Origin of the sequence: Streptomyces sp. NPDC029526, assembly GCF_040637405.1 — a bacterium.
GTDB lineage: Bacteria > Actinomycetota > Actinomycetes > Streptomycetales > Streptomycetaceae > Streptomyces.
In genome coordinates, this window is record NZ_JBEZWE010000017.1 from 68,846 (window position 1) to 90,395 (window position 21,550).

The following is a 21,550-nucleotide window of genomic DNA, read 5'->3' on the forward strand; positions in this document are numbered from 1 at the left end:
GGAAGGAGCAGACAGCATGATCACCACCGAAGTGACCTTCGACGAACTGGCCGCCCTGATGAAGAAGGCGGCCGGCATCACCGTCGACCCGCAGGAGCTGAGGCAGGCCGCGGAGTCCCCCTTCGACTCCTTCGGTCTGGACTCGCTGGGCCTGCTCGGCATCGTCGGCGAGCTGGAGAACCGGTACGGCCGGTCGCTGCCGCCGGACTCGGAGCGCTGCAAGACGCCCCGGGAGTTCCTCGACCTCGTCAACAACACCCTCAAGGCTGGAGCCTGACCGTGGCCGGACACACCGAGAACAGCATCACCGTCGACGCTCCCTTCGACCTCGTCTGGGAGATGACCAACGACCTGGAGAACTGGCCGAACCTGTTCAGCGAGTACGCCTCCGTCGAGGTGCTCGCGCGGGAGGGCGACACCACCCGGTTCCGCCTGACCATGCACCCGGACGACAACGGCACGGTCTGGAGCTGGGTGTCCGAGCGCACCCCGGACCGCGCCACGCGGACCGTGCGGGCCCGCCGCGTCGAGACCGGCCCGTTCGCCCACATGGACATCCTGTGGGAGTACGCGGACGTGCCGGGCGGGGTGCAGATGCGCTGGACGCAGGACTTCGCGATGAAGCCCGACGCCCCCGTCGACGACGCGTGGATGACGGACAACATCAACCGCAACTCGCGTACGCAGATGGCGCTCATCCGGGACCGGATCGAGCAGGCCGCCCGCGAGCGGGACGACGCGTCCGTCGCCTCCACCCGCTGAGAGACACCGGTCCGGGAAGGTCCGGGAAGGCCCGAGGTCCAGGAAGGACACCACCGATGCACCACGCCCTGATCGTCGCCCGGATGGCTCCCGGGTCGGAGTCGAAGATCGCCGACGTGTTCGCCGCCTCCGACCGGGGGGAACTCCCCCACCTGGTCGGGGTGAGCCGGCGGCGGCTGTTCCGGTTCGGCGACGACGTGTACCTGCACCTCATCGAGTCCGAGCAGGACCCGGCGCCCGCCATCGCGAAGGTGGCCGGGCACCCGGAGTTCCGCAGCATCAGCGAACAGCTGGAGGCGTACGTCAGCCCGTACGACCCGGCCACCTGGCGCGGCCCCAAGGACGCCATGGCGCAGTGCTTCTACCACTGGGAGCGCGGCGGCTCCTAGAGGAGCGCACACCGAGGCCGCCGGTTCCGCGTACGTCGCGGGGCCGGCGGCCTCGGTGCGGGCGGGTGCGGCCGGACCGGTCGTCCGGGACCTCTCGTGCGCCCGGGACCTCTCGTGCGGACCGGGCCGGACCGGGGAGCGGGGTCCGGCCCGGTGCGGACGGAGGACCTACGGGACGGTGCAGTCGAAGGCGTGCAGGTAGGCGTTGACCGGGCTGACGTCGTCGATGACGAGGCCCGCGTCGGTCAGGCGGTCGGTCATGCTCTGCCGGGTGTGCTTGGCACCGCCGACGTTGAGGAGCAGCAGCAGGTCCATGGCGGTGGTGAACCGCATGGAGGGGGTGTCGTCGACGAGGTTCTCGATGACGACGACCCGGGCCCCGGGCCGCGCCGCGCGGCGGACGTTGGCCAGCGCCCTGCGGGTGCTGTCGTCGTCCCACTCCAGGACGTTCTTGATGATGTACACGTCCGCCCGGACGGGGATGTCCTCGCGGCAGTCGCCGGGCACGACGGTGGCCCGGCCGGCCAGGGCGCCGCCCGCGCGCAGCCGCGGGTCGGCGTTGTCCACGACGCCCGGCAGGTCCAGCAGGGTGCCGTGCAGGTGGGGGTGCTTCTCCAGGAGGCTCGCCAGGACGTGGCCCTGGCCGCCGCCGATGTCCGCGACGGAGGCCGCTCCGGCCAGGTCGAGGAGCCCGGCGACGTCCCGCGCGGACTGCTCGCTGGAGGTGGTCATGGCGCGGTTGAAGACGTGCGCGGATTCCGGGGCGGAGGCGTTGAGGTAGGTGAAGAACTCCTCGTCGTAGACGTCCTCGAAGACGTTGCGCCCGGAGCGCACGGCCTCGTCGAGCTGCGGCCAGACGTTCCAGGTCCACGGCTCGGTGCACCACAGGGCGATGTAGCGCAGGCTGTGCGGGTCGTCCTCGCGCAGCAGGCGGGACATGTCGGTGTGGGCGAAGGTGCCGTCGGGCCGTTCGGTGAAGACGCCCTGGCAGGTCAGTGCCCGCAGCAGGCGGCGCAGGGTGTGCGGCGGGGCCTTGACCGCCTCCGCCAGGTCGTCGACGGTCAGGGGGGTGTCGTCCAGCGCGTCCGGCACGCCGAGGCGGACGGCTGCGCGGACGGCGGCGGCGCAGGCCGCGCCGAAAACGAGCTCCCTCAGCCGCATGGGCGGCGGGGGAGTCGGATCAACGGTGGTCATCCGTTGCCTCGCTTCTGATGGTGCTGGGGGGTGGGGGTGGGGGGCCGGGCGGGGCCGGGGTCAGCACAGTCCGGCGGGCTCGGAGAGGGTGCAGGTGTTGCCGCGGAAGGTGTTGGCGCCGGCGGTGTCCCGGTTGGCGAGGTCGGCGGGGCTGTTGCCGGTCACCAGGTTGTCGCGGATGTCGTTGCGCTCGTTGACGGCGCCGACGAAGCTCTTGAACAGCACGATGCCGCCGGACAGCGGTGAGGTGCCGCGGTTGTCCTCGACCCGGTTGCGGGCCACCACCGTGTCCTCGGCGCCGGTGAGGACGATGCCGGAACCCTGGAGGAAGGGCAGCCGGGGGGTCGCCGCGCAGTGCTTGTTGTTGGCGTGGATGTGGTTGCGGGTGACGCTCAGGGCGCCGGCCCGCGGCTCGGACTCGTCGCCCACCACGAACACGGCGGCGCAGTTTCCGGTGGCCTCGTTGCGTTCCACGCTCAGGTTGCGCAGGCGGCGCACGGTGACGCCGATGCGGTTGCCGGTCATGCGGTTGTGGCGGATCACGGTGCCGTCCGCGTCCCGGGCGCCCTCCTCGGTGTCGGTGGTGTTGGACACGAACAGCCCGGCGTCGCCGTTGTCCTCGGCCACGTTGTGGCTGACGACGCTGCGCACCGAACGCTCCTGGGCGATGCCCCACTGGCCGTTCTTCTCGGCGCTCACGCCGCGCACCTCGAACCCTTCGGTGCGGGTGGCCCACAGGCCGTTCTTCTCGAACCCGCGCAGGGTCAACGACCGTACGGAGACGTCCTCGAGGGGCTTGTCGTCGGTGCCGGTGACGCAGACGCCGTTGCCGGCCGTGGCGCAGGCGTCCTTGCCCGTGCCGGGGACCAGGACGGTGCGCCCCGCGCCGGAACCCCGCAGGGTGACGCCCGAGTCGGTGATGCGGACGCTCTCCTTGTAGGTGCCGGGGGCGACGAGGACGGTGTCGCCGGGCTCGGCCGCGTCGACGGCCTTCTGGATGGATTCGCCGGGGTTCACCCGGTGCACGGAGCGGTGGTCCGCGGACGGTGCGGACGGTGCGGCGGCCAGGCCGGTACCCACGATCGCCGCGGTGCAGGCGAGGTAGGTGAGGTGTCGTTTGGTCATGTGCCGAAGCTATGAGCGGGGGTACCGCCCCGCCACCGGTGATCGCCCAGGTGGGCTCGGCGTGCGGTGTGCCGCCGGGGTGGGAGGCGACGGCCCGTCAGAGCGGCGGCCGGGCACCGGCGATGGGACCGGGCGGGTGCGGCGGCGGGCCGGCCGGGGCTGCCGCGACCGTGCCGACGGGCGGGGTGAGCCGGTGCCGACGGGCGGGGTGAGCCGGTGCCGACGGGCGGGGTGGGCCGGTGCCGGTGGGCGGGGTGGGACGACGGGCGGGCGGGACGGGCCGGTGCCCGCGGGCGGGACGGTGCCCCTCGCGGGGCCGGCCCCACTCCCCCGGCGTGCGCCTTCCGGCGGCGTACCCGCCGGTCAGGAGCGGCCCGGCCTCCTCGGCGGCTCCGGCCCGGGCCTCGCGTGGGTGCCGGGCCGGTGCCGGGCGGCAGGCGCGGGTCAGCCGTTCATGGCCGCCCAGAACTCCTCGAAGGACATGCGGCCGTCGCCGTCGGTGTCCAGCGAGTCGATCAGTTCGCGGGCCTGCGCCTCGGTGAGGTGGGAGCCCTCCAGTTCGGCCACGACCTGCCGGTACTCCTCCGGGGTGACCTGACCGTCCCCGTCGAGGTCGTAGCGCTCGAAGACCGTGCGCGCCGCCGTCTTCACGATGTCCGCCATGTGTTCCGTCCTTCTGCGATCTCCGCTGACGGGGCCACAGTAGCGCCGGGCGCGGCCGGCTCCTGACCGCCGGCCCTTCCCGCGAGGTCCGCCGGCGGTCGGACTCCGACGGCGAGGGCGGCGCGTCCGGCGTCCAGGAGCCCGCGGGTCCGGGGCAGGTCCGGCATCTGCTCCTCCAGGGCGTCCAGGGCGGGGGGCAGGGAGCGGGCGGGCACGCCCCGGGCGGCCAGGATCCCGGCGGTCCAGGTGAGGAAGCCGGTGAAGACGTCGGCGTCGTCGACGTAGAGGGCGGCGGCCAGGAAGTCGACGATGTGCGCCAGGTCCTCGGCGGTGCGCTCGCGCTGTTCCTCGTCGTAGTCGCGCATCGGCGGGAAGCGTCGCTCCAGCTGTTCGACGGTCTCGCGCACCAGGTGGTGCGCGGCGCGGGTGACCTTCGTGTACTCCTGGTCCGCGAGGTGCGGCAGATCGTCGACGGTCTGGTGGTGCGGCCGGGGGGCGGGCAGCGGCCCGGCGCCCAGCCGGTCGGCGGCGGCACGGGCGTGCGGTGCCCAGGCGTCGGCGCCGAGCCGGCGCGCGTAGCGGCCGTCCACGCCGAAGCCGAGACCGCCGACCATGACCGGCACGCCGGTCGCCTGCACCGCGGTGATCGCCGCGTGGGCCATGGGCAGGCGGGTGGAGAGGGCGGCCGACAGGCACACCACCGACGATCCGGTGCGGTGCAGCTGGCGCACCAGGTGGGCGGTGGGGACCTGCGCCCCCAGGTAGGCGACCTGCCAGCCCCGCAGCCGCAGGGTCTCGGCGAGCAGCCGGGCGGGCAGGGCGTGCCACTCCTTGTCCACGCAGGCGACGGTCACGCTGCCCCGCGCCGGGTTCGGCCGGGGTACGGGCAGGGCGGCGATGACCCGGTCGCTGATGGCGGTCGCGGCGTGCTCGTCGGCGACGCCGATGCGGTTGGCGGCCCACTCCCGCCCCACCCGGTGCTGGACGGCGCTTATCACGTCCAGGAGCACCGACTCCGGGTCCAGTCCCGCTCCCAGTGCGTCGGCCACGACGTCGAGGGCCGCGTACTCGTCCGCCGCCAGGGCGGCCTGCCAGAGCCGCTCGGCCCACTGCTCCGCCCGCTCGTCGACGGCGGCCGGGGCCGGGTGGGACCCGGTCCGGTGGGCGGGCCCGTCCTGGCGGGAGGATGCGCGTGTGGCGGTCATGCGGTACGAGTGCCCACCGTCGCCGTGTCCACGGCACCCGTCGGCTCGCCGCGGGGCGCGGTGACGGCGAGGACCGCGATGTCGTCGTGGCGTCCGCCGCCGATCCAGGCGTCCGTCAGCATCTGCACGCGCTCGACCACGGCCGCCGCGGGCAGGCCGCCGCACTCGGCCAGGGCGCGCGTGAGGCGCTCCTCCCCGAACTGGGCGTCGCCGAGCGGACCCCCCTTGGCCTCGGTGACGCCGTCGGTGTAGAGCACACAGGTCTCGCCCGGGGCCAGCCGGACGTGTGCGGTGCGGGAGGTGATCTCCGGGAGGACGCCGATCAGGGTGCCCCCGGTGTCGGCCTCCTCGACGGTGCCGTCCCGCCGCACGATCAGCGGCGGGGGGTGACCGGCGGACGTCAGGCGCAACGCCACGGACCTGCCCTCGCGGCGGGCGGAGGCCAGCACCAGGGTCGCGAAGCGCACCCGGCCGCCCTCGCTGCGCATGGCGTTGTTCAGCAGGCGCAGCATCCGGCCGTGATCGTCCGCCAACGGCCGCAGGGCGTTCAGGGTGTTGCGGATCCGGCCGGTGATCACGGCCGCGTCCAGGCCCTTGCCCGCCACGTCGCCCAGCACGGCGAGCGTCTCCGCGCAGTCCTCGCCGGGCGGGTGCACGTCGTAGAAGTCGCCGCCGACGCGGTCGGTGTCGACGCTCGCGCGGTAGCCGCCGGCGAACTCCATGCCCTCGACGTGCCGGAGGGTGGGCGGCAGCAGCGCCCGCATGAGGGTGTCGGTCACCTGGTTCTGCTCGGCGTACAGCCGCGCGGCCGACATCGCCGAGCCCGCCCGGGCGGCGAACAGACCGACGAGTTCCCCCTCGGCCGCCTCGAACGCGGCGCGCCGCGTGCGGCCCAGGAGGATCAGCGCGCCGGCGGACAGGCCGTGGCCGGGGAGCGGGGTGACCGTCATCGCGCCGATCTCGCCGAACCCCTCGGGGACCAGCCAGTCGGGAGCGGCGGCCGGGTCGATCCACCTGGGGGGCGTCGGGGGGAAGCCCTGGAGCGCCTCGTCCAGTCCGGGCAGCTCCGACGCGGCAGCGGCGGCGACGGCGTCCCGGGTGATCCGGCCGCGGTGGTCGCAGACGACCACGGGGAGCTTGCGGGCCCCGGTCGGGGTCACCACCACGGCCGCGTCGGCCAGGTGCTCGGCCGCGAGGCGGGCGGTGACCTCCATGCACCGTTGCGGGTTCAGTGAGGCGAGCAGGGCGCTGGACGCCTCCGCGAGGAACCGGGTGCGCCGGCGTTCCGCCGCCAGTTCGGCGGCGAGGGCGCGGTGCGCGGTCTCGTCCTGCAGCCACCAGGCCGTCCGGCCGCCGTCGCCGAGCGGGGCGGCCGTGGCCGCGACGAACCGGTCACCGACCGGACCGCGCGGGGTGCCGGCTCCTGGGGTGCGGTGCGCCTCGACGAGCCAGGCCGGGGAGCGGAGGGGCTGTCCGGCGCGGGCGTCCGGCAGCAGCGCCGCCGCCGGGGCGTTGACGTCCACGACGCACCCGGCCGCGTCCAGGACGACGACGGGGAAGGGGGAGGCCGCCGCCCGGCCGACCGGATCCGCCGGACCGGTGCCGACGGCGTGGGGGAGATCGGGCAGGTCGGGGAGCGTCGTCATGCGCGGGCCGCCAGGTGCGGCCGCTCACCTCCCCTTTCCATCAGCAGTGGGTGGTCCGGCCACCCTTCCTCACCCCGGGGCGCCGACGCAAGCCGGTGAGCCGGCCGGGAACGGGGGTGACAAGTCCGTTTCCGACGGAGGATTCCGGCGGCGGGCGAAGGGAACCTTTGGGATTGCGCGCGGGAGGGTGGCAGAGTGCGGGCATGAGTGACGAGCAGATGGTGACGGTGCGGGAAGGCGCCCAGGCGTTCGTTCTCGAGGTGGCGGGCGAGATCGACATCGACACGGTCGACGCGCTCGAGGAGGGCATGGCCCGGGCCTGGGAGGTGAACGCGCCGGTGACGGTCGTGGACCTGTCCGGCATCCGGTTCGCCGACTCCAGCCTGCTGAACCTGCTGCTGGAGGCCCAGGTGCGCTACTCGGCCGCCGGCCGGCGGCTGGCGGTGGCGGGCCCCTTCCACGACGCGGTGCGGCGCCTGTTCGACCTCACGGGCACCGCCGACCACCTTCCGCTCACCGAGGACGCGGAAGCGGCCGTGCGCGGGGCGGCGTCCGACACCGACCGCCGGTGAGCCCCGCGCCCGCCGTCCGCCCGGCCGGACGGCGGAGCGCCACGCGGCCCCGCCCGCCCCACCGGCTCCGTCCTCGGGCCGGTGGCGGACGCGGCGCCCGGCCGTGATGAAGGGCACCGCCGACGGCGTGTGGGGTACGACACGTGCCGGCCGGGGATCCGCTCCTCTCGAGGACGCGGACCGCTCCGCTCTCAGGACGCGGGCCGCTCCGCGTAGGCCCGGTGCCGGTCGTCGGTGAAGGAGTACGGGGGCCAGGGACCGAAGAAGCGGATGCGGACGGCGGGTTCCCGGGCACCGAGGTCGCCGAGGACGGTGCCGACGGCGTCGATGTCCTCGTTCCGCACCAGCAGGGCGGCGGAGAGCACGTCCGTCTCGTCGGCGGACCGGTGGACGGGCCCGCGGTCCCGGATGTCCTCGGCGACGGCCAGCAGGCGCTGCCGCACCTCGGCGTGGAGCGCGTCGGCGAGCCGCCCGGCCGCGTCGCGGGCCTCCCGTTCCCGCTGCTTGGCCAGCAGCCTGCGCATGCCGGGCGAGACGGCTCCGTCCCCCGGCCGTTCCACCGGGGCGTCGCGGCCGGGGGTGCCGGAGGGCGGGGAGGTTGAGGGCGGGGTGTCGGAGGGCGGGGCGGACCCGTCCGCGGCCGCCGCGCGGTCCACGGTGATCTCCACCCTCAGCTCGCACCGTCCCTCCAGGGCCGCCAACTGCTCGCTGACGCCGGGCTCCTGCTCGGCCACCCAGGCGGCCAGGCGCTGTCGGGCGTCGAGGCCCGAGGCGGTGTCGTCGGCGACGAGCACGTTGAAGGTCATCGGCAGCACGCTGCCGGTGCGTTCCCAGACGGCGGTCACCGCCTCGCTCTGCTCGGCCACCCAGCGCCGCACCTCGGCGTCACCGCCCTCGTACGGGGCGGGCGCCGCGTCGTGCACCAGCGCGGCCACGCCGGTGCCGGGCACCCCGGCCAGCCGCAGCGGGCGGCCGTCCAGCCCGGTGATCCCGTCGGCGGCCCCGGGCCGGTCGGGAACCAACGCGTACACGTAGAGCGCCGTGTGGTCGTGGTCGGTCATCCGTGTGCCTCCTCCGCCCAGCGCCGGGGGTTGATCAGCTTGTCCACGACGTCGTCGACCACCTCGTCCAGTCCGCGGTGCAGGTCGGCCACCGAGGAGACGATCCCGTGGTCCTCCTTGATCTGTTCCAGTGCCTCGTCGAGTTCCAGCAGGGCGTCCGCGAGGCGCTCGGACTCCTCCGGCGTCAGGTCGCCGCCGTTCATGCGGCGCAGCGCCTGGCGGTCCAGCGCCTCCTGGATGACCTCGACCAGCGTCACGACGAGGGACAGGACCCCCTGCTTGAGGCTGTTCTCGTCGACCGTCAACGGCATGTCGGTCCTCCCTTGTCTTCTCCGCGGTCCTGTCGGGTGTGGTGTGCCCGGGTCCGGCGGGCGGCCTGGTCGCCGACCGGACAGAGGTTCGGGTCACGGGCCGGGCGGGCGTTCCGGCCGCGGTCCGGGCGGGCGTTCCGGCCGCCGTCCGGGCGGGCGTTCCGGCCGCCGTCCGGGCGGGCGTTCCGGCCGCCGTCCGGGCGGGCGTTCCGGCCGCCGTCCGGGCGGGCGTTCCGGCCGGCGTCCGGGCGGAGGCACTGCCCAACGGTCCGCCCGAGACCCTGTCCGGCGGTCCGCCCGGGGCCCTGTCCGGCGGTGCGTCCGGCTCCCGGTCCAGCGGCCCGCCCGAGGCCCCGTCCGGCGGTCCGCCCGAGGCCCCGTCCGGCGGTCCGCCCGAGGCCCCGTCCGGCGGTTCGCCCGGGGTCACTGCCCCGGTGGGGCAGGGTGTCCGGCCCGCCGGCCCGGGCACCCCGGGTCTCTCCCCCGGGCGTCCGTCCGGCTCCCCGGTGCCTGATCGGCCACCCCGTTCCGCGGCCCCCGGCCGCGGGCGACCCGGTGCGCGGTGCGGGGCGGCCGGCCGCCCTTCGCGCGCTCATCCGGCGGCTCCCACGGGGCGGGCCGCGTCCAGCCGGCGGATCCAGGCCGCCGGGTCGTCGGCGGCGAGCCGGACCTCGTCGCCGGTGGCCGTCCGCAGGCCGAGGACACTGCCCTCGCCGGCCGGGCCGTGCCCGGGCAGCCGCCGTGCGCCGGTGATGTCGGCGGTGCGCAGCACCAGCGCGGGACGGGCGTCCACCGGGGACTTCCAGGTCAGCCGGTCCTCGGTGAGCCGGGCCCGCCCGCCCCGCCACAGGGGACCGGAGCGGCGCGGCTCCTCGTACCAGAGGTGGCCCTCGGCGAGCGCCGTCTCCTCCTCGGGTGCGGGCGCGTGCCCGAAGGGCAGGGCGGGCGCGAGGCTCCCGGCGCAGGCGCGGGTGAGCAGGTCGTGCAGAGCCTCCGGCTCGCGGGCCGACAGCAGTTCCCGGGCCCCGTCGGCCAGGGTCAGTTCGAGGCGCAGGCGTTCCTCGCCGCCGACCGTGCGCTCGGGCGTCATCCGCACCGCGCGCACGGCGGCGAGGTCGGCCTGCCACAGGATCTCGCGCGGCTCGGCGCGCAGCACGACGATCCGCTGGTCGGTGACGTGGACGGTCCCGGGCCGCCAGCCGCGGTAGACGCCCTCGGTGAGCAGGTGTCCGCCGCCGGTGCGGTGGAGCAGGCGCTCTCCCTCGCGGAGGTCCAGGGCCCGCCGGGCGACGGATCGTTCGGCCCAGTCGCGGGTGGCCTCGTCCCAGTGGCGCATCATCCCGTACTCCAGCATGGTCTCCATCCCGGCGACAGCCGCCCGGAGCGAGACGCCGATCAGCGGGATGTCCGCCACCGCGACGATGAGGTCGAGGTGCAGGACCGCTCCCTTGTTGAGCAGCACCTCCACCAGGTCGTCCAGGGTCACCCGGGGGTCCCGGGTGGGCCGCATGGGGGCTCGTTCAGCCGTCACTCCGCGACGCCTCCCGCTCGGCGGCGGGTTCCTCCGCCGGGTCCGCGTCCCGTCCTCCCTCGACGGCGGCGGTGGCCTCCCCGCCCCCGGTCACGGCCTCCGGGGCGTCGCCGTCCCCGGCCGCGCGGGCCTGGGCCTGGGCGCTGCGCCAGCCGCACCACGGGCACCACTGGTTCAGCAGTTGCTCCAGCGGGGCGCGCTTGCCGCAGGCCGGGCAGGACTCCTTCTCCTCCCGGGTCTCGCGCCAGGCGGCGGTCTCCGTGTCGGTACCGGAGGGGAACTCCAGCCCGTAGCGGGCCGCCGTCTCGAACGAGGCGAGCGCGGCGCGCAGTCGGATGCCCAGCAGCTCCACCCCGGCCACCGAGACCATGATGTCCGCGTTGAGGACGAGTCCCTTGTCCAGCAGGGTCTCGACCACGTGCGCGAGGCTGCCCTCGCCGTCCCGCCGCGGCTGCATGGGGGAGGCGCCCGCCCCCACCGCCGGTACGCGGGCCGACGGCTCGCGCGGGGAGACCGCCGAGGAGAAACCGCCGTCGCCGGACCTGATCCTTTCGGGATAGCTGCTCATCCCCCGCGTTTAACCGTTTCCCCGCCCCTCACACTCACGGCGGGCATCCGGGTGCGCTCCGGAAGCGCCCCGCCGGGTCAGTCCGCGACCGGCGGTGTCCGTCCCGCCAGCCGGCGCAGGCGCAGGGCCAGTTGGATCTCCAGGGCGCGGCCCGGCTCCTGCCAGTCGTCGCCGAGGAGCCGGCCGACGCGTTCCAGACGCTGGGCGACGGTGTTGACGTGGACGTGGAGTTCGTCCTTGGTGCGGGCGGGACTCATGCCGCAGGCGAAGTACGCGTCGAGGGTGCGCAGCAGTTCGGTGCCGCGGCGTTCGTCGTACGTCATGACCGGGCCGATGGTGCGCTCGACGAAGCCGCCGACGTCCCGGTCCCCGGCGAGCAGCAGGCCGAGGAAGCCGAAGTCCTCCGCGGCGGCACCGTCCCCGGCCCGGCCGAGCAGCCGCAGGGCGTCGAGGCAGCGCCGGGCCTCCGCGTAGGCGCGGGCCACAGTGTCGGGGACGGCGGTCAGGTGCTCGACGGGGGCGGAGGCGCCGACGGTGACGGGTTCCTGGACGGCGGTGCCGAGCTGGCGGGCGGCGCGGCGGGCCAGGTCGGTGGCGGTGTCCCCGGGGGCGAGGGGAAGCAGCAGGACCGTGCCGCCGTCCCGGGCAGCGGCGAGGCCCTCTCCGGTGGCCGCCAGGTGCGAGGCCGCGGCCCACAGGCGCCGCCGGGCGTCGGCCTCCTGGTCCGCGTCGGCGGTGCCGGTCTCCAGGCGGGTGGCGAGCACGGCGTAGGTGGCGTCGAGGTCGGCGTTCAGCCGGCTCGCCCGCTCCCGCAGCAGGCGGGGGTCGCGGTCCCGGGCGTCGAGCAGGTCGTCGAGCAGTTCGCCGCGCACGCGCTGCTCGGCCTCCGCGGCGGACCGGCGGGCCAGCAGCAGCAGCGAGGTCACCATGGCCGCCCGCTCAAGGGTGCGCTGGTCGACCGGGTCGAGCCCGGGGTGCCCGCGCAGGACGAGCGCGCCGAGCAGTTCACCGCCGGCCGCCACCGCGGCGATCCAGTCGTCGCCGTGCGGGACCGCGTGGCCCTCCGCGCGGGAGGTCTGCAGGGCTCGGACGGGCGCGGCGGCGGCCTCGGTGAACTCCACGGTGCCGTCCAGGACCTGGGAGACGGCTGCGGCCACGTCGTGCACCCCGCCGCCGCGCAGGACGAGTTCGGCGAGCCGGTCGTGGACGTCGGAGGCGCGTTCGATGACGCCGCTGCGGTCACGGATGATCTCGTTGGCGCGCTCCAGCCCGGCGAGGGCGGACCGGGTCTCGGCGAGCAGGTTGGCGGTGTCGATGGCCGCCGCGGCGAGGGCGGCGAAGGAGCCGAGCAGGGCGATCTGCTCGCGTTCGAAGACCCGGGCCCGCCGGTCGGCGGCGAACAGCACGCCGATGACGGTGTTCCCGAGCATCAGGGGCACGCCGAGGATGGCCACGAGCCCTTCGTCACGCACGCCCGTGTCGATGGGGACGGTGTGCTGGAAGCGGTCGTCGCGGAAGTAGTCGTCGGTGACGTAGGGGCGGGCGGTCTGCGCCACCAGGCCGCCGAGTCCCTCGCCCATGCCCAGCCGCAACTGCTGGAAGCGGGCCGCCACGGACCCTTCGGTGACCCGCATGTAGGTGTCGCCCCGGGCCGGGTCGTTGAGGCTGAGGTAGGCGACGTCGGTGCCGAGCAGGGACCGTGCGCGCTGCACGATGGCCTGCAGCACGGCGTCCAGGTCCCGCAGCCCGGCGAGGTCGTGCGCGGTCTCGAACAGCGCGGACAGCTCGGCCTCCCGGCGTCGCCTGCCCTCCAGCTCGGCGCGGACGCGCAGGGCGAGCAGCTTGGCGTCCTCCAGTGCGGCGATCCGCTCGGCGGGCCACCCCTCGGCACGGGCGAGCAGCACGGGCTGCTCGTACGCCTCGGCGGGCGCGCCCCGGGCGAGCAGTTCCAGGAACGGCGTCTCGGCGGGAGCGGGAGCTGGAGCGGAAGCGGAGGCGGGGGCGGAGGCGGGGGGCTCGTCGGCCCGGTCCGGGGCGGCCGGACCGGCCGGACCGGCCGGGGCCGTACCCGGGCCCCGGCCCGGATCCGGGTCGGTCCCCGCCCTTGCCTCCGTGTCCGTGTCCGTGTCGACACCCGCCCCCGTAGCCTTCCCCGGACCCGCGCTCGTTCCCGTGCTCGGTCCCGTTCTCGTTCCCGCACGGTCGGCACGCGGGGGGCTCGCGGATCCGGGGCCGCGGTCCGGGCCGGGGGCGGGTCGGGCAGTGGGGGCGCTTGCCGCCGCCGCGTCGGCCGGGGCCCCGGCGTGGGCGCGGGACCCGGTGCGGGGGCGCCCGGCGGGCGGCAGGTGGTCACGGGACATGGTCACAGGATTCCTCATCACGCGGCCGCCCCGTCAGGCCTGTGGACAACGCGGTCATGCGGCCGACCCTAGACAGCAGCCCGCCCCTGCCCCATGGGTCCGCCCTACACAGTTCAGCCGATTCCTGTGGTGTCGAACCATGTAGGTGCATCCGACATGGCCTGCTTGACGCGGAAGCGCGCGAACTCGTTCAGCTGCGGCAGGGCGTCCAGGTCGAACCAGGCCACGTCGAGCGACTCGTCGTCGTTGACCCGTGCCTCGCCGCCCACCGCCCGGCAGCGGAAGGTGATGTCCATGTACTGGCAGATGTCGCCGTTGCCGTACGTCACCGGTGAGAGCGCCTGGACCAGGACGACCCGTTCGACGACGCACCGCACCGCGGTCTCCTCCTCGACCTCCCGCACCGCGCAGACCGCGGGCTGCTCACCGGGGTCCGGGATGCCGCCGATCACCGACCAGGCGCCGGTGTCGCTCCGCCGGTTCAGCAGCAGGCGCCCCCGGTCGTCGAAGACGAGGGCGGTGACACCGGGCAGCCACAGCAGCTGATGCCCGGCGGAGGCACGCAGGGTGCGGATGAAGTCGGGAGTGGCCATGGCCCGACCCTACGGCGTGCTCGCCGGCGCCCGAGCCACGGCCCCGGCCGGTGATCGTCTTCCCGGCCCGGGGGCGGCGGCCTGCACCGGGGAAGCGGTCGCCTCCGGGTGTTCCGAGGACAGCCTCGCCACGAGCCGCCGCCGCGCAGCGGCGAGGCGCCGGCCCCGTGAGGGCGGCCCCCGTGAGGGGCGCCGCGGTGTCTCAGAGGCGGGCGGACGGAGCGTTCCGCTCCAGGTGGGCGCCCAGGGTCGCGACGAAGTCCTCGGCGCGCGCGAGCTGGACCCGCAGCTTCTCCACCTGCTCGGCGGCGTCCTGCCGGTAGGTCCGCACGCGCTCCAGCAGCACCTCGCGCTCGTCTGCGTCGAGGGGGTCGTGGCTCTCCAGGCGGTCGGTGGCGTCCAGCAGATCGCGCATCTGCTCCAGGGTGAAGCCGAGCGGCTTCATCCGGCGGATGACCATCAGGCGGGCGACGTCGGTCTCGGTGTAGAGGCGGAAGCCGCCCCGGGAGCGGGCGGAAGGGACGACCAGGCCGGTCTCCTCGTAGTGCCGGATGGTCCGCAAGGACAGTTCCGTGCGTGCGGCGACCTCGCCGATCTGCATGTGTGTGTCGTCCACGCCCGTGGTCCCGGCCCTTCTCCGTCGGCGGTCCGCGGTCCGCGGCCCCAGCAAGCCCTACTCTAACGTTAGGGTAGAGTTGCTGCCCGTGAGGGCGGCCCGGCTCCCTCGCTGCCGCTGTTCCGGGGCCGACGACGCCCCCGGCGAAGATCCAGGATTGTGCAGGAGAGAGCGCGTGCGCGAGCCCATGACGCCGACCGCCGCTGTCTGCCCGCCGTGAGGCTTCGCCCCCGGAGGTGAGCCGCCCGGCCGCCCGTGCGCGCCGCCCGGCCACACCTCCCCCCTCTTCGACTTCCGGCTCGTTCCCCGGGCCGTCCGCGGAGTGCCGGCCCGGCCTCGCGCGTCCTTCCCGCACGTCCCGGCCTGCCGACGGGGTGTGCCCGAGCACGACAGGTACGCATCTCTTGTCTTCTGCTGCTGTGACACTCACCGCGCGGCTGCGCGACGTCACGCCCGACTGGCTGAACGACCCGAAGGTCTGGCGCACCGAGGTCCTGGCCGGGCTGGTGGTCGCCCTGGCACTGATCCCCGAGGCGATCTCCTTCTCGATCATCGCCGGGGTCGACCCGGCGATGGGGCTGTTCGCCTCCTTCACGATGGCCGTGGTCATCTCGGTCGTCGGCGGACGCCGGGCGATGATCTCCGCCGCCACGGGCGCCGTCGCGCTCGTCGTCGCCCCGCTCAACCGCGAGCACGGCCTCGGCCACCTCGTCGCCGCCGTGATCCTCGCCGGTGTCATGCAGGTCGCCCTCGGCGCGCTGGGCGTGGCGAAGCTCATGCGGTTCGTCCCCCGCTCGGTGATGGTCGGCTTCGTCAACTCCCTCGCCGTTCTGATCTTCATGGCCCAGGTCCCCGAGATGAGGAACGTGCCCTGGGCGGTGTATCCACTGATCATCGGCGGCCTGGTCCTGATGGTGCTCTTCCCCAGGGTCACCAGGGTGATCCCGGCTCCGCTGGTCTCCATCGTCGTCCTGACCGTCATCACCGTCGGCGCGGCCATCGCGGTGCCTACCGTCGGCGACAAGGGCGAGCTCCCCTCCTCCCTGCCGGTCCCCGGCCTGCCGGACGTGCCGTTCACTCTCGACACCCTGACGACGATCGCCCCGTACTCCTTCGCGATGGCTCTGGTCGGTCTGATGGAGTCGCTGATGACGGCCAAGCTGGTCGACGACATCACCGACACCCGCTCCAACAAGACCCGCGAGTCCGTCGGCCAGGGCATCGCCAACATCGTCACCGGTTTCTTCGGCGGCATGGGCGGCTGCGCCATGATCGGCCAGACGATGATCAACGTGAAGGTGTCCGGCGCCCGCACGCGTCTGTCGACCTTCCTCGCCGGCGCCTTTCTGATGGTGCTGTGCATCGTCTTCGGGCCGGTCGTCTCCGACATTCCCATGGCCGCGCTGGTCGCCGTCATGATCATGGTGTCGTTCGCGACCTTCGACTGGCACTCCATCGCCCCCAAGACGCTGAAGCGGATGCCGGCGGGCGAGATCGGCGTCATGGTCGTCACCGTGGTCGCCGTGGTCGCCACCCACAACCTCGCCATCGGCGTGGTGGTCGGCACGATCACCGCGATGGTCATCTTCGCCAGGCGGGTCGCTCACCTCGCCGAGGTCACCTCCGTCGTCGACCCCGACGACACCACGGTCGTCTACTGGGTCACCGGGGAACTGTTCTTCGCCTCCTCCAACGACCTCGTCGGTCGGTTCGACTACGCGAACGACCCGGAGAAGGTCGTCATCGACCTGTCGGCCGCGCACGTCTGGGACGCCTCCTCCGTCGCCGCTCTCGACGCGATCGAGACCAAGTACGCCCAGCGCGGCAAGACGGTGGAGATCACCGGTCTGAACCACCCCAGCGCCGACCTCCACGGCAGGCTCACCGGCGAACTCGCCGGCAGCCACTGACCGCGTCCCCGTACGACCACAGCGGAAGGACCCCGGCCCGCCGGGCCGGGGTCCTTCCGTCTCTCCTGCTCGCCTTCCGTCTCTCCTGCTCGCCGCTCATCCCCGGTCGGGCGACGACCCGGCGTCCTGGACGCCCGCCAGCGGGCCGCACCCGGCCACGGCGACGGTGCCGCGCCCCGGTACCGAGCGCTGTCGACGGCCACCGTCCGCCACCCGTCCACGGATCTCCCGGGTGCGCGGCAGGCCGCCGCGCACGCGCGGGCGACGCGACCGCGGTCGACATGACCGCGGCCACGACGACGGACTGCGACAACTACGTCCGGCAGCCGGCGGTGCCGGGACCCGGGAGGGCGGGACCGCCGTGGCGGAGGGCCGGCGGGCAGGCGTCACGGCCGCGTCCGCCGGGCCCGCTCGCCGGTCTACGCGTCCCCGGTCCGCCGCGCACGCACCCGCACGGCGACGGCCAGAGCCAGACCGCCCGCCGATACCAGCACCAGGACCGCCTCCGGCAGCACGCCGAGGCGGGTCGCCGGGGTCTGCGAGGAGCGCAGGGGCACCTCCTGCACCAGCGAGTCCGCGACGAACATGCCGGTCCGCTGCGCCACCGTGCCGTCCGGCATGATGATCGCGCTGACACCGCTGGTCACCGGGACCGTGACGGTGCGGCTGTGCTCGACGGCCCTGACCCGGGACATCGCGAGCTGCTGGTAGGTCATCTCGCTGCGGCCGAAGGTCGCGTTGTTGCTGGGCACGGAGATCAGCTGGGCGCCCGCGGTGACCGTGTCGCGCACCGCCCAGTCGAAGGCCGCCTCGTAGCAGGTGACCAGGCCGACACCCGCGCCGTTCATCGTGAACACGCCGGGCACGGAGCCGCGGCTGAAGTCCTGGCGGACCATCGAGGTCCACTCGTCGTTGATCGCCCCGATCAGCGAGCGCAGCGGGAGGTACTCGCCGAACGGCTGGATCTGCCGCTTGTCGTAGGTGTCGACGGGGCCCTTGTCCGGGTCCCACAGGATCTGCTCGTTGAGCAGCCTGCCGTCCTTGGACACCACGCCGCCGACGGAGACGGGCGCGCCCACGGCCTTGGCCGCCCGGTCGATGACGTCCCGGGCGTCGGGGTTGGTGAAGGGGTCGATGTCGGAGGAGTTCTCCGGCCAGAGGACCACGTCGGGCTGTGCGACCCGGCCCGCGGCGACCTCGGCCGCCAGGCGTTCCGTCTCCCGCGCGTGGTAGTCGAGGACCGCGCGCCGCTGGGAGTTGAAGTCGAGACCGAGCCGGGGCACGTTGCCCTGGATGACCGCGACCCTGACGGTGCCGTCCTCGGCCGCGTCCGTCACCAGCGGCCGGGCGGCCACCGCCGCCACGAGCGGGACGGCCAGGCTCAGCAGGCCGGCGGCCGCCGCGCCCCGCCGCAGACCGCCGGTGCGCCGGGCCGCCACGGCCACGCGTACGGTCTCGTACAGGCCGAAGCCGCACAGGACGACCGCGAAGCCGAGCACGGGCGTGCCGCCCAGCGCGGCCAGCGGCAGGAAGACGCCGTCGGCCTGCCCGAAGGCGACCTTGCCCCACGGGAAGCCGCTGAAGGGCGCGCGGGCGCGGGCCGCCTCGCCGGCCGTCCACAGGGCGGCGGCCCACACGGGCCAGGCCGGCAGCCGGGACACGGCGGCGACACCGGCCCCCACCAGGCCGACGAACACGGCCTCGATCACCACCAGGGCGATCCACGGCCCCGGACCCACCTCGACCCCGGTCCACACCAGCAGCGGCAGCAGGAAGCCCAGCCCGAAGAGGTAGCCCAGGCCCAGCGCCGCCCTGAACCCGCGTCCGCGCAGGGCCCAGCCGAGGACGGCGAAGGCCGGCACGGCCAGCCACCACAGGGTGCGCGGCGGGAAGCTGACGTAGAGGAGCAGGCCGGCCAGAGCTGACGCGGCGGCGGGCAGGAGGCGCCGGACGCGTCCGAGCAGACGGTCGCGGGGCGTGGGCGGTGGCACGGGGTCCGCCGCGCCGACAGGAGGTGCGGTGACGGTCACGCGGGGAGTCTACGGCGCGTGACCTCGGCGATGACAGCGCGGACCGGTGACCCGGGGGCGCCCTCGGCCCGCCCGGCCGGGCGCCCTCCGCCGCGGTCGCCGCGGGCCACGGCGGTCCGGGCCGGGGTCGGTGACGGCCCGCGCTGCCACGGGGCCGACGGACGGACCGGTTCACGACCGTCCCGGACCGGCCGTCACCCGTTACGGTGTGCCGGTGCCCTGGACGTGCCCGCGGGACGCGGCGGCCGACGGCCGGGGTGCCGTCAGGGTCGGGGGCGACGCGGTGCGGGGTGCGGGGTGGGTTCCACGGAAAGGTCCACGGCCGGTCCGGAGACGGACGGCGACAGACGTACGGGGGCGGACGCCGCGGGGATCATGGTGATGGGCGCCTGCGCGGCCTGGCCGCTGATCACGGCGGCCGTCCGCGGCGGGCGCCCCGAGGGGATGCTGCTCGCCGTGCTGGCCGTCGCGGCCGGGTACGCGGCGGGCCGGATCGGCGGGGCTCTGCTGCCGGTGGCGGCCCCCGCTGTCGCGGCCCTGGCCGGAGCGGGTTCGGCGGTGCTGGTGCCGGACCTGACACCGGGCCCGCAGCTGGTGACGCCGCCGGGGCACGCCGGCGCCACCGCGGCCGTCCTGGCGCTGTCCGCCGGGGGCGCCTGCTGTGCTGCCGGGGCGGCGTCCGGCCGGGCGGTCCGGCTCGCGCTGCGGCTGCTGGCGGCCGGGATCGTGGTGACCGGGGCGGCGCTGGGTTCGGTGGGCGGCTGCGTGGCCGCCGCGGTGGTACTGCTGTGTTCCCTCGTCGCCGGCCGGGCGGTCCGCCGCGGCCCGGGCCTCGCCGCGCTCGCGGTCACCGCCGCCGGCGTGACCGGGCTGACCTGGGCGGTGGCCGGCCGGGCCGTGCCCGAGGGGTTCGCCGCCGCCCTGGAGGGACGGCTGACCCCGCACCGCGTGGAGCTGTGGCGGGACGCGCTGACCATGGCCGAGCAACACCCCGGGGTGGGTGTGGGGCCGGGGAACTTCGGGAGCCTGAGCACCGCGGCCGCACGGTCCGTGCTCTCCGGCGACCGGCCGCACTCGGCGCCCCTGCAGCTCGCGGCCGAACAGGGGCTGGTCGGGGCGGCGCTGTTGGCGGCGGCGTTCGGGTGGATCCTCCACGCCCTGTGGCGCAGTCCCCGGAGCACGGCGGTGGTGCTCACCGCGGGCGCCGCGCTGACCGCCGTCGCGGCCGTCGCCGCCGTGGGCAACGCCCTGAGCTTCAGCGCGGTGCCGCTGGGCGCCGGGCTGCTGGCCGGGCTGGCGACCGCGCGCCCCCTCGCCCCGGTCGCCCACGACCGGACGCCGCCCCCTGCCGACCCTCCGGAACCCGGGCGGCCGGTGCGGTGAGGGCCGCCACTCCCCCGGCCGGCGCCGGGCGGGTCAGTGCGTCGCGCCGGACCTGTGCGGGTGCAGCCGGTCACGGATGACGCGCACCGCCGCCTCCGCGTCGTCGACGGTGACGGTGAAGGTGTGTCCGTCCCACAGACGCAGGACGACCCCTTCACCGCGCCGCACGACGACCGCGGTGCCCTTCTCGGGCCGCCAGCGGTAGCCCCAGCCGCCCCAGTGCCGCGGGGTGACGTGCGGTGCGAAGTCCGCCCCGGCCACCTGCGACAGGGGGATGCGGCGGCGCGGCACGCCGATGTGGCCGCACCGCACCTCCAGGTGGTCCTCGTCGACGCGCAGCGCCACGTGCACGAAGGCGAGGGTGCCGAACAGCACCAGCAGGCCGGCGGCGATGCAGCCGACGACGGCCATGGCCAGGGGGGCGATGCCAGTCGTCCACGCGGAGTCGACGGCCAGGGCGATGCCGAGCGCCATGCAGGCGGCACCGATCAGGGCGAGCAGCCACTGGATGCGGTTGGTGGCCCGGCCGATCCAGACGTCGGAGTAGGGGACGGGCTTGCCGTGGGGGTGGTCCCTCATACCTTCGAGGTTACTCAGGTTTCGCTCCGCCGGTACGGCGTCACTCTGCGTGACGGTGTCGGCTCGGCGCCCGGCCAGCGCGTTCGACGCCTTCGGCCCGGCCGCCACGTTCGGCACGTGGGCGGGCGGCCCGGGGCGGCCGTGGAACCCGGCGGCGCGGGCGCGCCGACGCTCTCGGGCCACGGGACCACGGAGCTGCGGAGCTGCGGCAGCGGAGCTACGGCGGCGGAGCTACGGCGGTGCGGAGTCAGCCGACCGGGGCGGTCCCGGCGGTCCCGTCCAGGAGTCGGCCCTCGGCGTAGGTGAGCACCGCCGCCGGGAGCGGGCCCTCCCGCCCGCTCAACAGCACCGTCAGGGTGCCGGTCGCCGGCGCCTGCGGCGCGGGCTCCCCGCCGATCCGGCGCAGCGCCTGCGCCGCCACGGCACCGGCGGAGCCGTACAGCGCGAGCCGCGGACGGCCGGGCTGCTGGACGGCGGCCCGGATGCGCTCACCGACGAGTTCGTAGTGGGTGCAGCCCAGGACGACGGCCGTCACGTCGTCCGGGGTGAGGGCGGCGGCAGCCGCGACGGCGGCGTCGATGGCGGACTCGTCCGCGCGATCCACGGCCTCGGCCAGCTCCCAGCACGGCACCTGGGCCACCTCCACCCCGTCGGCGAAGGTGTCGATCAGGTTGCGCTGGTAGGGGCTGCCGGTGGTGGCCGGGGTGGCCCAGATCGCGATCGGCCCGCCCCCGGCCGCGGCCGGTTTGATCGCCGGGACGGTGCCGATCACGGGCAGTCCGGGTTCCAGGCGGGCGCGCAGGGCGGTGAGGGCGTGCACCGTGGCCGTGTTGCAGCCGACGACGAGGGCGTCGGGCCGGTGCGCGGCGGCGGCCTCGGCGACGGCCAGGGCCCGGGCGGTCAGGTCCTCCGGGGTGCGGGGGCCCCACGGCATACCGTCGGGGTCGAGGGAGAGCACGAGATCGGCGTCCGGGCGCAGGCGCCGTACCTCGGCGGCGGCCGCCAGCAGACCGATTCCGGAGTCCATGAGCGCGATCTTCACCCGGTCACGA

At 75.3% G+C, this 21,550-nt stretch carries 21 protein-coding genes; 6 read left to right on the plus strand and 15 right to left on the minus strand.

The window, feature by feature from the left end; all coding sequences use genetic code 11:
* Nucleotides 1–16 precede the first annotated feature (16 nt).
* The 3 genes from AB0F01_RS26380 to AB0F01_RS26390 are packed head-to-tail and all read left to right on the plus strand — an operon-like array spanning nt 17 to nt 1,151.
* Nucleotides 17–277, plus strand: coding sequence for an acyl carrier protein (locus tag AB0F01_RS26380; protein WP_362100565.1), 261 nt, complete (start codon nt 17–19; stop codon nt 275–277).
* 2 nt (nt 278–279) lie between these two features.
* Complete coding sequence (locus tag AB0F01_RS26385) at nt 280–762, plus strand: SRPBCC family protein (RefSeq protein ID WP_362100568.1); 483 nt, start codon at nt 280–282, stop codon at nt 760–762.
* A gap of 56 nt (nt 763–818) precedes the next feature.
* Nucleotides 819–1,151 carry a TcmI family type II polyketide cyclase gene (locus AB0F01_RS26390; protein ID WP_362100571.1) on the plus strand — a complete coding sequence of 111 codons (333 nt, stop codon included), beginning with the start codon at nt 819–821 and terminating at the stop codon, nt 1,149–1,151.
* 168 nt (nt 1,152–1,319) lie between these two features.
* Here AB0F01_RS26390 and AB0F01_RS26395 read toward each other — a convergent pair whose 3' ends face one another.
* From AB0F01_RS26395 to AB0F01_RS26415, 5 genes are all read right to left on the minus strand, one after another.
* Nucleotides 1,320–2,345 (minus strand): methyltransferase, encoded by a 1,026-nt coding sequence (locus tag AB0F01_RS26395; protein ID WP_362100574.1) that lies wholly within the window; start codon nt 2,343–2,345, stop codon nt 1,320–1,322.
* Between the two features lie 60 nt (nt 2,346–2,405).
* Entirely contained in the window at nt 2,406–3,470 is a 1,065-nt protein-coding gene (locus AB0F01_RS26400) for a right-handed parallel beta-helix repeat-containing protein (protein ID WP_362100577.1), read from the minus strand.
* Nucleotides 3,471–3,914: 444 nt separating this feature from the next.
* On the minus strand, nt 3,915–4,133 hold the full coding sequence (locus tag AB0F01_RS26405) for an EF-hand domain-containing protein (protein ID WP_362100580.1): 219 nt from the start codon (nt 4,131–4,133) through the stop codon (nt 3,915–3,917).
* A complete protein-coding gene (locus tag AB0F01_RS26410; RefSeq protein WP_362100583.1) occupies nt 4,118–5,338 on the minus strand; it encodes a cobalamin-dependent protein in 1,221 nt (406 codons plus the stop codon). The genes AB0F01_RS26405 and AB0F01_RS26410 overlap by 16 nt, the downstream gene beginning before the upstream one ends.
* Nucleotides 5,335–6,984 carry a GAF domain-containing SpoIIE family protein phosphatase gene (locus tag AB0F01_RS26415; protein WP_362100585.1) on the minus strand — a complete coding sequence of 550 codons (1,650 nt, stop codon included), beginning with the start codon at nt 6,982–6,984 and terminating at the stop codon, nt 5,335–5,337. Before AB0F01_RS26415 ends, AB0F01_RS26410 begins: the two co-directional genes overlap by 4 nt.
* Nucleotides 6,985–7,187: 203 nt before the next feature.
* On the opposite strand from AB0F01_RS26415, the gene AB0F01_RS26420 reads away from it, so the two are divergent.
* Nucleotides 7,188–7,556, plus strand: coding sequence for an STAS domain-containing protein (locus AB0F01_RS26420; protein ID WP_362100588.1), 369 nt, complete (start codon nt 7,188–7,190; stop codon nt 7,554–7,556).
* A gap of 191 nt (nt 7,557–7,747) precedes the next feature.
* Here AB0F01_RS26420 and AB0F01_RS26425 read toward each other — a convergent pair whose 3' ends face one another.
* From AB0F01_RS26425 to AB0F01_RS26455, 7 genes are all read right to left on the minus strand, one after another.
* Nucleotides 7,748–8,617: a GvpL/GvpF family gas vesicle protein gene (locus tag AB0F01_RS26425; RefSeq protein ID WP_362100591.1), complete on the minus strand. Its 870-nt coding sequence runs from the start codon at nt 8,615–8,617 to the stop codon at nt 7,748–7,750.
* A complete protein-coding gene (locus AB0F01_RS26430) occupies nt 8,614–8,928 on the minus strand; it encodes a gas vesicle protein K (protein ID WP_164335082.1) in 315 nt (104 codons plus the stop codon). The genes AB0F01_RS26425 and AB0F01_RS26430 overlap by 4 nt, the downstream gene beginning before the upstream one ends.
* Nucleotides 8,929–9,520: 592 nt before the next feature.
* Nucleotides 9,521–10,438 carry a gas vesicle protein gene (locus AB0F01_RS26435; RefSeq protein WP_362100595.1) on the minus strand — a complete coding sequence of 306 codons (918 nt, stop codon included), beginning with the start codon at nt 10,436–10,438 and terminating at the stop codon, nt 9,521–9,523.
* A 10-nt stretch (nt 10,439–10,448) separates the two neighbouring features.
* Nucleotides 10,449–11,027: a gas vesicle protein gene (locus AB0F01_RS26440; protein ID WP_362100598.1), complete on the minus strand. Its 579-nt coding sequence runs from the start codon at nt 11,025–11,027 to the stop codon at nt 10,449–10,451.
* 77 nt (nt 11,028–11,104) lie between these two features.
* Nucleotides 11,105–12,979 (minus strand): GAF domain-containing protein, encoded by a 1,875-nt coding sequence (locus AB0F01_RS26445; RefSeq protein ID WP_362100676.1) that lies wholly within the window; start codon nt 12,977–12,979, stop codon nt 11,105–11,107.
* 521 nt (nt 12,980–13,500) lie between these two features.
* Nucleotides 13,501–13,980 carry an NUDIX domain-containing protein gene (locus tag AB0F01_RS26450; protein ID WP_362100601.1) on the minus strand — a complete coding sequence of 160 codons (480 nt, stop codon included), beginning with the start codon at nt 13,978–13,980 and terminating at the stop codon, nt 13,501–13,503.
* Nucleotides 13,981–14,182: 202 nt separating this feature from the next.
* Entirely contained in the window at nt 14,183–14,596 is a 414-nt protein-coding gene (locus tag AB0F01_RS26455; RefSeq protein WP_362100603.1) for a MerR family transcriptional regulator, read from the minus strand.
* 419 nt (nt 14,597–15,015) lie between these two features.
* Between AB0F01_RS26455 and AB0F01_RS26460 the strand changes: the two genes are divergently transcribed.
* Entirely contained in the window at nt 15,016–16,506 is a 1,491-nt protein-coding gene (locus AB0F01_RS26460) for a SulP family inorganic anion transporter (protein ID WP_362100606.1), read from the plus strand.
* Between the two features lie 419 nt (nt 16,507–16,925).
* On the opposite strand, the gene lnt is transcribed toward AB0F01_RS26460, so the two are convergent.
* On the minus strand, nt 16,926–18,497 hold the full coding sequence (gene lnt / locus AB0F01_RS26465; RefSeq protein ID WP_362100679.1) for an apolipoprotein N-acyltransferase: 1,572 nt from the start codon (nt 18,495–18,497) through the stop codon (nt 16,926–16,928).
* 414 nt (nt 18,498–18,911) lie between these two features.
* Between lnt and AB0F01_RS26470 the strand changes: the two genes are divergently transcribed.
* Nucleotides 18,912–19,919, plus strand: a complete 1,008-nt coding sequence (locus tag AB0F01_RS26470) for an O-antigen ligase family protein (protein ID WP_362100681.1) — start codon at nt 18,912–18,914, stop codon at nt 19,917–19,919.
* A gap of 33 nt (nt 19,920–19,952) precedes the next feature.
* On the opposite strand, the gene AB0F01_RS26475 is transcribed toward AB0F01_RS26470, so the two are convergent.
* Nucleotides 19,953–20,498 (minus strand): hypothetical protein, encoded by a 546-nt coding sequence (locus AB0F01_RS26475; protein ID WP_362100608.1) that lies wholly within the window; start codon nt 20,496–20,498, stop codon nt 19,953–19,955.
* A 247-nt stretch (nt 20,499–20,745) separates the two neighbouring features.
* Nucleotides 20,746–21,540 (minus strand): aspartate/glutamate racemase family protein, encoded by a 795-nt coding sequence (locus AB0F01_RS26480; protein WP_362100611.1) that lies wholly within the window; start codon nt 21,538–21,540, stop codon nt 20,746–20,748.
* Nucleotides 21,541–21,550: the final 10 nt, after the last annotated feature.